The organism is Bacillus sp. 196mf, from assembly GCF_003217275.1.
Lineage (GTDB): Bacteria > Bacillota > Bacilli > Bacillales > Bacillaceae_G > Bacillus_A > Bacillus_A thuringiensis_S.
Genome location: NZ_QJTG01000062.1, coordinates 1 through 7,604, shown reverse-complemented (window position 1 = coordinate 7,604; position 7,604 = coordinate 1). Strand labels below are relative to the sequence as shown.

Genomic DNA, 7,604 nt, shown 5'->3' with positions numbered 1-7,604 from the left:
AAAAGCACCCACTTTTAAATCAATAATATCTACACCATCTCTAAATCTGTTTCTATTCTCGTTAATACGTCTATTTATGCTTTTTAACGGCTGCCCATGAATCTCCGCAATCTCTTTTACCAACATCGCTTTCTTACCTTCGCCAAACCCACCTTCAATTCCAGTAAACTCATATCCCGCTACCATTTGTTTCCCTATGATTTGTAAGTGGCTCATTTCGTTTCCTCCTCATAAAATAAATTCCTCTCGCTTACACAAGTTGATTTATACATTGTGTTCTATGTAAACAAGCTGGCCATCCTCTATACAGAAACAGCCAACTTGGTATATAAATATAAAATAATTTCCCTTGGTTTTTTCGTTCTGTCGCGGGTTCCTACCGCCCATGCCCGTTCTTCGGTAACGTTTTGATAATGGGGCCCACTCACATCACTTCACATGATGGTGGATACGCTATCCCCACAGCCTTCTGTCTTCCAAACAGTAACTGTAAGAATATCTTACCTCCGATTCCAACTTAAAAAGGTACCCGATTTAGTGCCCCAAACAGTACCCCAAAAGTTCCATAAATTTTCATATCATCTCTAATGCAGTTGCAAAATTCAAAATCCCTGACTTTCGTTTCCGATAAAACTTCCCGCGCTTCATTCCTAATACCGTATAAATATAATCATCGTTTAACTCTGTCGCACTCATATACTTCATTTCTAGTATACGTTGTTCTTCTTGATCTAGCGCATGTTCAAATGCACGATGTAATTGCCTATACTTCAGTTCATGGACATCTATCTTTCGCAATTCTGGAAATAAGATGTCTGCACCTACCTCTATCCGTTCTTGCTGATTCTGAAACCGAACACGTAACACTTTATACTTCTTTAATTCTTCTATCACAAAAGGGCGGATTTCTTTCTCATCAATATAGGTAAAAAAAGATAATTGATTCATTGGTCCCCTCCTGAATAAAAATCCTCCTACTGTTTATACTTTTAATGAGATTTCAAAAAAGATTCCTTTCGCATTTACATAATTTATCAATCTATATTTTCTTTTGAGATACATACAATTGCCGCTTTCCCTAGTTCTATAAAGGAGAATGCTTACAATGAAAAAGGTTAGGCAAACAATATTAAGTGAATCGCAAATTAAAAAAATCCAACATATACTTTCACAATCTTCAAAGCGTGATAACCTACTATTCCTATTTACTCTGCATTCCTGTTTAAAAGTCAGTGAAATCTTACAACTACAAGTTCGGGATGTGCTTGATGCAAACGGAAAAATTCGTAATTACGTTCTATTTTATAATGAACACGAAAAAATAAATAAATGGTTTGCTGTAAACGAAATACTGCATTATGCGATCAAACACTATATAAAAAAACGTAACGTTCAAACACCTGATGAACCATTATTAAAGTCTCAAAAAGGGCAACGCCCCATTTCAAGACAACATGCTTGGCATGTTTTGAACAAAACCGCAAAAGCAGTTGGAATAGACGGAATCAGTTCACATACACTTCAAAAAACTTGGGGCTATTACGCATACAAATCCGGGATAGATATCGCACTATTACAACATTTCTTTGGCCATAGTAGTCCAGCAACAACTTTAAAATATATAGATGTCACACGAAAAAACAGCTAGTTTTTACTACCTGTTTTTTTCTCATTATCCACTATAATCGGCATCCCCTCTTACTCATTTCATTACGTAAATTTGATGCTGGTACACCCAGATACTGCGCTATTTTCGGATAACTAAATCCCCTCCCTCTTAATTCAAGCGCCTGTTGACACCAGTCATTCCACTTTTTCCGACTTTGTTCCTGAAGCTCAGCTTGTGTTTTCCCTTTCCATAATCCCCGCTTCTTCAGTTGTTCACGTAAAGTACTACTTGGGCAACTGAGTGTCTTCGTTATCATGGTTGTCCCAAATCCCTGCTCATATAACTTGGCTGCTTGTCTACAAATCTCATCCCATTCTTCTCTTGATTTTTTCCCCCTATGTTCCTCAAATAAGGCTGTTGCTAATTCCCTCAACTCCATTCCTATCGCACAATGCTGGATACATTCTTTTAATGGTTTCATTTGATAGTCACACGTGTGACAATACTGGTCCTGTATATCTAAAATACGAATACGCTTTTCTTTTCCATTCATGCTGGACACCTCGCTGACTTTTCACCATTTTATAACACCAACACAGTTTCTTACTATTATTAGTTCCCACTTTTTGTAGCATAAATCAAATTATTTTTTTAGGATCCATTTTCAAAAAATCACATATAATGTCTTGTATCCTTACTTTTCAAATCATTACTTGTTCATGGCTCACGCATAACAATAATGAGATACAGTTTCTCTAACGAGCACTCTAACACAAGTGCTCGTTTTATTTTTTGTGTATAACAATTAGGTAGTTAACTCATACTATAGGTAAGCCATCCATAGTACTTGCTTTTTCGATTACAAGTATCAATTTAATTTTCTCCTTTCAGACAGCTAGCAAAAGCTAGCTGTTTTTATTATGCATAGTTTTGTACAGATAGATCATACTAAGAGGGCACCACTTTTGTTTTCTGTTTACCCTATCAAATCCCTTAGGAGCTCTTTCTCCAAGAACGTCTTTTTCAAAATAATCACCCATTCCATTTAAAGCATTCTAACATCCCCCTTAAAGGTCGTTACCCCTGCCGATATCTATGGTATTCAAAAAAGATTCTAACGCGAATTTATCCGGTTCTACGAGGTCATTTTTCTGCAGTATAAAATTTAAACAGCCTCTCTATCCATTTCTGGAATAATACCTCGCTTCGTCAACATATCATGGATAAACAACCTACCTTTTTGTGTCCAGCGTGTATTCATTTTTACGGATTTACTACCATCCGAATGCGTGACATCAATTGTTTGTGATTTTGTATAGCCTTTATTTTGATGCTTCGCATACAGTAGCCATTGATTATTTACTTTGTACTGTACTTTTTCATCTTTTAAGATTTTATTTAATCGTACTGCAGACAACCCATAATCAGCTGCAATTTGCGAGACGGTTACCGTATCTTTTGACTGAAGAATTTGATCGAGGTATGTAATCTTAGATGCGTTCTCTGCGACTTGCTGTGTTAACATGAGATTCTTGTGCTCGGCCACTTGCCTGGCCTGTTGCTCATGTTTGAGTTGCGACGCCAAACCGATGAGTAAATCTGGGTCTTGTAATAAGGCGTTTATCGTAGGCGGTGTCATGTAAGCCCCGTGTTTTCGAATGCTTGGGAGTACTTCTTCAAATACCCATTTTTCAAATTGTTCTGCTTGTGGGAGTTTGGATTTCACAATTAATCTATATAAATTCCCTTCGTTAATGAACTTCTTCTCTTGTGCTCTTCCTAGTGAATCGATGACCTCGCAAAACGCGACCCCATCTTTTTTACAATGTTTACTTACAGCATCATGAGGGTTTGAGTACCCTAAAGCTTTTGCAACATCGATTGCTGGAAAGTACTCTTTTCCATTCTGAATTAAAATTTCTAAATTACCGAACATGTTATGTGCGAAAGTTTGCATTTGCTTCATTTTTTCATTTCCCCTTTGTTATATTTTGCGACAACACACAATCTAGAAGACCACTGGGCAAAACGCCCACCCATCCCCTTTCATTTGTTTCCCACTATTCGAAGGGACTAACATTTCGTTCACCCCTTTTCTCCTTACTCGCTTTCTTAGCCACCTGATTCGGCCCTTGCCACAACCCTTGCTTTCTCCATCTATTTTTCACTTTCCCAACGTAGGATGGACTCCGCTCAAACATGATACTAATCTCTTTATCTGGAATCCCCTGGTCATTGAGTTCCCTTACACGGGCTAGCGTCAATCCATCCGGAATATTTCCAGGTTTCCCTGCGCGCTGTCTCGGCTCCGTATCAAAATACCTACCCAATTGGCGTAACTCCTGACCAGTCGGACAATTCGCACAAATGCTGATACTGAAACTTGCATCATCTGAACGATTGTAATAACACCGTCTACATTTCTGTTCGATGATATCGCCAATCTGATAAGTAAGCTGGAGGCGTTCTTCTCTGGTGAGTTTCATATTCCTCACCTACAATACGGCTTTCAATGCGATGCCTAATGCTTGCGCTCTTGCTTGACATTCTAGGCGGTGCTTCCGTTCCCTTTCAGCTGTTTCTTCTGCCGCGCCGATTCTAATTTGAGTTTTTCGTAGTTCAGCTTCGACTTCCCATTTCTTTTCGCTTAACTGGTTACTTTCATTCAGTAAAATCGTATATGCTTCTTCCCGTTCTTGTAACTGTTTCTTGATACGTTCGTATTCCGCTTCGATTCCTTTTCTCGCTTCTTGTTCTGTCTGTAGGGTTTGTAAGAGTTGTTCTTTTTCTTTCAAAAGTATAGGAGTAGTCATCACACTTTTTCCGTTTTCGTTGTTTGTTCCCTGAGCCTTTTCTTTTGTGGTGAATAGCTTAGATACGCCTATACGCTTCCTAGCATTCTCTTTTTTCTCTCGTCGTTTTGCAACGTTATAATACAGTGTGCTTTCACTCACGCCCAGACTGTCTGCAATTTTTGCCCATGATAGTTTTTCACCTCGTAATTTCTCCGCTCTCTCGCATAATGTATCCCAATTTCTTTCTTCAGCCATTTGCTCCGCCATCGTCTCATTTCTCCCTTCCAGTAAGGTGTCGCCTAATTGTTTGATTTGTTTTCCAATTTTACAGTTATCCGCACACCAGGAAGTCTTACGATTCCCTAACTTCCTGTATGCCGGCACTTTTTCACATCCCGCGCAATTCTCATCTTGTAGATTTAATATTTGAATCCGTATGGATTTATTCTTGCTCTTCTTCAAATGACTTGTCCTCATCTGTTATTTCAAATTCTTCCGATGGCTGCAATGGTTTCGAAATGGCTCCTTCTTCTGTCTCCGCCGTTTCCTCAGATTTCTCCCCACTCTTTGCCTCTTCTTTTGTTTCTGGCTGCTGTTCTTTCCACTCATACCACTTGATGGCCAATGGAGCTACACGCTTACGATATTCATCGATTACCTCGATAATTTGTCCTGAGGACATGTTCAGCTCATTTGCCAGTTTTAAGTAGGATTCTCCTTCCAGACGGCGTTTCACAATATCCGGAAGTTTATTCGGCATCCCCTCAAAATTCGGTGCTAAACCACTGATGATAAAAGCATCGATAATCTCACGGTCCGCTTGTTCTTTTTCTTCACGAATCTGAATCTTTTCTTCTGGCATATCTAGATCCGCTTCCATTTGCTCGAACGTTGATTTTACCTCTTGTACCATTCCTTTCTCATCCACTTCGTACTGCGTAACCGGCTCATTTGTTTTCGCATTAATCGTGACATTAAAGTTGACTTGCATAGACTCTAACGAAACAAATACTTTTGCATCAATCATTTCAGACAGAGAATCCAATTTCCCTTGCAATGAGGAATCTGTTACTTCTAACACAATCTCTTTCTTTCCATCAGGTTTTAAGTTCACTTTCTTCAACACCGGTTTAAATTCGATATATGCCATTATGATCCGCTCCCTTTAGTTTGCTTTTTTTCTACCTTTTATCAATTCATCATTTTTAAATCCTCGATTATGACGTGCTTTAACTAACAAGTAATCTATTTCATATTCTTAAGCCAGTTCAGCAATAGGGATTTCTTTGCTGTGAAATAAGACTTTTGCAGTTATGCTTCTATTTCTAATCTGCGTCTTTACATCTACCCATCGGCAATTATTAGGTTCGTAATTACCGTCATTATCAATCCGATCAAGAGTTAGATTATCTTCATAGCCATTCGTGATAGACCAATTATAAAAATTTTCATAACTTAACCAAGCTTCACAGATAACAATCCCATTCCCGCCATAATGACGATAAGACTTATTCTTTTCATTCAGGCATTGACTCTTCATATTTTTCCACGATATATACAGGCGTTTATTAATGTTTTTTAATCCATGTGTTGGATTACCTAATTTACGTTTTTTCTTTGCTAAACAGCCACAGCTCTTCTTTTTACCTGCACGAAGGTCCGTTACACTTGAGTAGGTTAAAACACCACATTCGCATCTACACTCCCAATAAGTTAATCTACCTTTTTTGACCTTTCCTAGAACCGTTAACATCCCAAAACATTCACCTGCTATATCCACCCATTTCGGCATTTACTTCCTCCTCTTAGCTGCTTTTCGTAACTTTTCTAATTCGGAAATTTCAATAAAACCACCGTACTTTTGAACATACGACAAAATTATGAGTCGCAAATGCGGATATTTGTACTCGAACATTTTTTTCTTTAACGCAAAAGTTTGGGTAATAAAACCTTTTATGTCTATGACCTCCACCTCACCATTTGGCAAGTACACCAAGAAGTCGGCTATGTATGTAATGGCTTGAAAGCTTTTATCCTGTTTCTTGAACGCGGGTTGTAACTTAAAGATAGGCTGTCGTTCAAACCCTTGTACTTCGCCTCTTGCATAACGGATTTTCAAGCCTTCGTAATAATTCGCTTCGGCTTTTGAATCGAAAACATGACCGTCCAAATTAACTTTTTTATTTTTGTATTTACTCAATTCCTCTCACTCCAAATACCTGTCATCCACTCGTTCCATCCAACTATCCCATTCCTCATCTGTCATCACATGCTTGTTCTTCTTGCTCATATAGGCTTCCACATGCTGATTCATGGCCATCCGAAATCGATTTTGAAAATAATAATCCAGTTTTGCAACATCGTCTGTAAACTTTACAACCTGTCTATCTAACACGAGCAATTCAATCAACGCCACGATTCCTACCAGTCCATGTGCTATTGCGTACTCTAATACTTCACTGACTCGCATGTCCTCACTCCACAAATTCATTCGTCCGCTTCACAAAGTTCAGCTTCAGCGTTCCTACCGCTCCATTCCGATTTTTGGCTATGATGAGTTCCGTCTCGTGTATTTCCTCTGTCTCTCGTTTTTCTTTGTCAAAATACGCTTCTCGATGGGGGAATATAATCACGTCCGCTACCTCTTCAATCGAACCCGACTCCCGTATATCAGCCATGCACGGACGCTTATCCATTTTCCCTTCCACCGCACGATTTAATTGCGCAATCAGGATAATGGGCTGTTTTACCGTCTTTTGGATGTCCTTCAATTCGTTGATGATGTGAGTGAATTTCAAGTGGTTATTCGCAAATGTCTCATCCGTTTTGATATGCCCCAAGTGATCAATGACAAACAAGTGTTTTTTCTCCGGATGTTCTTTGACTGTTTTCCAAATCACCGCCCGAATCTCATGAATGTGCTTTTCTTCCCGAATGTTGATGGGCAAATTCGCCAACTCTCCTGTCGCCTGTTGATACTTCATCCACTTCTTGTCATTGTTGCCAAAGAACTTATTTGGGTTACTGAGTTCATTTACGGGAAGTCTACCTTCGGCAGCAATCCAGCGGTCAATCACTTTCGATGTAATCATTTCACAGCTAAAGAATGTGCCCATGTACTGTTTCAGGTCTGCTTTTGCTCCTTTTCGCATCGAGTCTAACGTAAATGCTGTTTTCCCGACAGAAGGTCTTGCAGCCAC

Annotated in this window: 12 protein-coding genes; 1 reads left to right on the top strand and 11 read right to left on the bottom strand. The window is 39.0% G+C overall.

Annotated features, from left to right (window positions below):
- A partial coding sequence (locus ATL10_RS29960) for an ORF6N domain-containing protein (protein ID WP_181419363.1) occupies nt 1-216 on the bottom strand: 216 nt, incomplete at its 3' end.
- A gap of 357 nt (nt 217-573) precedes the next feature.
- Entirely contained in the window at nt 574-948 is a 375-nt protein-coding gene (locus ATL10_RS29955) for an ArpU family phage packaging/lysis transcriptional regulator (RefSeq protein WP_110498243.1), read from the bottom strand.
- A 157-nt stretch (nt 949-1,105) separates the two neighbouring features.
- Between ATL10_RS29955 and ATL10_RS29950 the strand changes: the two genes are divergently transcribed.
- Entirely contained in the window at nt 1,106-1,648 is a 543-nt protein-coding gene (locus ATL10_RS29950) for a tyrosine-type recombinase/integrase (protein WP_142670034.1), read from the top strand.
- 31 nt (nt 1,649-1,679) lie between these two features.
- Here the strand turns inward: ATL10_RS29950 and ATL10_RS29945 are convergent, their stop codons facing one another.
- The 9 genes from ATL10_RS29945 to ATL10_RS29905 all read right to left on the bottom strand — a co-directional run.
- Nucleotides 1,680-2,162: a hypothetical protein gene (locus tag ATL10_RS29945; protein WP_110498239.1), complete on the bottom strand. Its 483-nt coding sequence runs from the start codon at nt 2,160-2,162 to the stop codon at nt 1,680-1,682.
- Nucleotides 2,163-2,774: 612 nt separating this feature from the next.
- Nucleotides 2,775-3,575, bottom strand: coding sequence for a phage antirepressor KilAC domain-containing protein (locus ATL10_RS29940; RefSeq protein WP_110498237.1), 801 nt, complete (start codon nt 3,573-3,575; stop codon nt 2,775-2,777).
- A 94-nt stretch (nt 3,576-3,669) separates the two neighbouring features.
- Nucleotides 3,670-4,095, bottom strand: a complete 426-nt coding sequence (locus ATL10_RS29935; protein WP_110498235.1) for a hypothetical protein — start codon at nt 4,093-4,095, stop codon at nt 3,670-3,672.
- 9 nt (nt 4,096-4,104) lie between these two features.
- Nucleotides 4,105-4,866 (bottom strand): zinc-finger domain-containing protein, encoded by a 762-nt coding sequence (locus ATL10_RS29930; RefSeq protein ID WP_258375836.1) that lies wholly within the window; start codon nt 4,864-4,866, stop codon nt 4,105-4,107.
- Nucleotides 4,847-5,554, bottom strand: a complete 708-nt coding sequence (locus ATL10_RS29925) for a 2-methylcitrate dehydratase (RefSeq protein WP_110498231.1) — start codon at nt 5,552-5,554, stop codon at nt 4,847-4,849. Before ATL10_RS29925 ends, ATL10_RS29930 begins: the two co-directional genes overlap by 20 nt.
- A 108-nt stretch (nt 5,555-5,662) precedes the next feature.
- The gene (locus tag ATL10_RS29920) at nt 5,663-6,196 is read right to left on the bottom strand and encodes a hypothetical protein (RefSeq protein WP_110498229.1); all 534 of its coding nucleotides are present in this window, start codon (nt 6,194-6,196) and stop codon (nt 5,663-5,665) included.
- Nucleotides 6,197-6,604, bottom strand: a complete 408-nt coding sequence (locus tag ATL10_RS29915; protein WP_110498227.1) for a DUF1064 domain-containing protein — start codon at nt 6,602-6,604, stop codon at nt 6,197-6,199. It lies immediately after the preceding gene.
- A 6-nt stretch (nt 6,605-6,610) separates the two neighbouring features.
- On the bottom strand, nt 6,611-6,814 hold the full coding sequence (locus tag ATL10_RS31485; RefSeq protein ID WP_220037389.1) for a BRCT domain-containing protein: 204 nt from the start codon (nt 6,812-6,814) through the stop codon (nt 6,611-6,613).
- Nucleotides 6,815-6,878: 64 nt separating this feature from the next.
- On the bottom strand, nt 6,879-7,604 hold a 726-nt coding region (locus ATL10_RS29905), incomplete at its 5' end, for a DnaB helicase C-terminal domain-containing protein (RefSeq protein WP_258375835.1).

Excerpts from the sequence above, each read along its gene's own strand:
- ATL10_RS29945 (WP_110498239.1), bottom strand. The coding sequence starts at position 2,162 with ATGAATGGAAAAGAAAAGCGTATTCGTATTTTAGATATACAGGACCAG.
- ATL10_RS29925 (WP_110498231.1), bottom strand. The coding sequence starts at position 5,554 with ATGGCATATATCGAATTTAAACCGGTGTTGAAGAAAGTGAACTTAAAA.
- ATL10_RS29955 (WP_110498243.1), bottom strand. The coding sequence starts at position 948 with ATGAATCAATTATCTTTTTTTACCTATATTGATGAGAAAGAAATCCGC.
- ATL10_RS29920 (WP_110498229.1), bottom strand. The coding sequence starts at position 6,196 with ATGCCGAAATGGGTGGATATAGCAGGTGAATGTTTTGGGATGTTAACG.
- ATL10_RS29940 (WP_110498237.1), bottom strand. The coding sequence starts at position 3,575 with ATGAAGCAAATGCAAACTTTCGCACATAACATGTTCGGTAATTTAGAA.
- ATL10_RS29950 (WP_142670034.1), top strand. The coding sequence starts at position 1,106 with ATGAAAAAGGTTAGGCAAACAATATTAAGTGAATCGCAAATTAAAAAA.
- ATL10_RS29935 (WP_110498235.1), bottom strand. The coding sequence starts at position 4,095 with ATGAAACTCACCAGAGAAGAACGCCTCCAGCTTACTTATCAGATTGGC.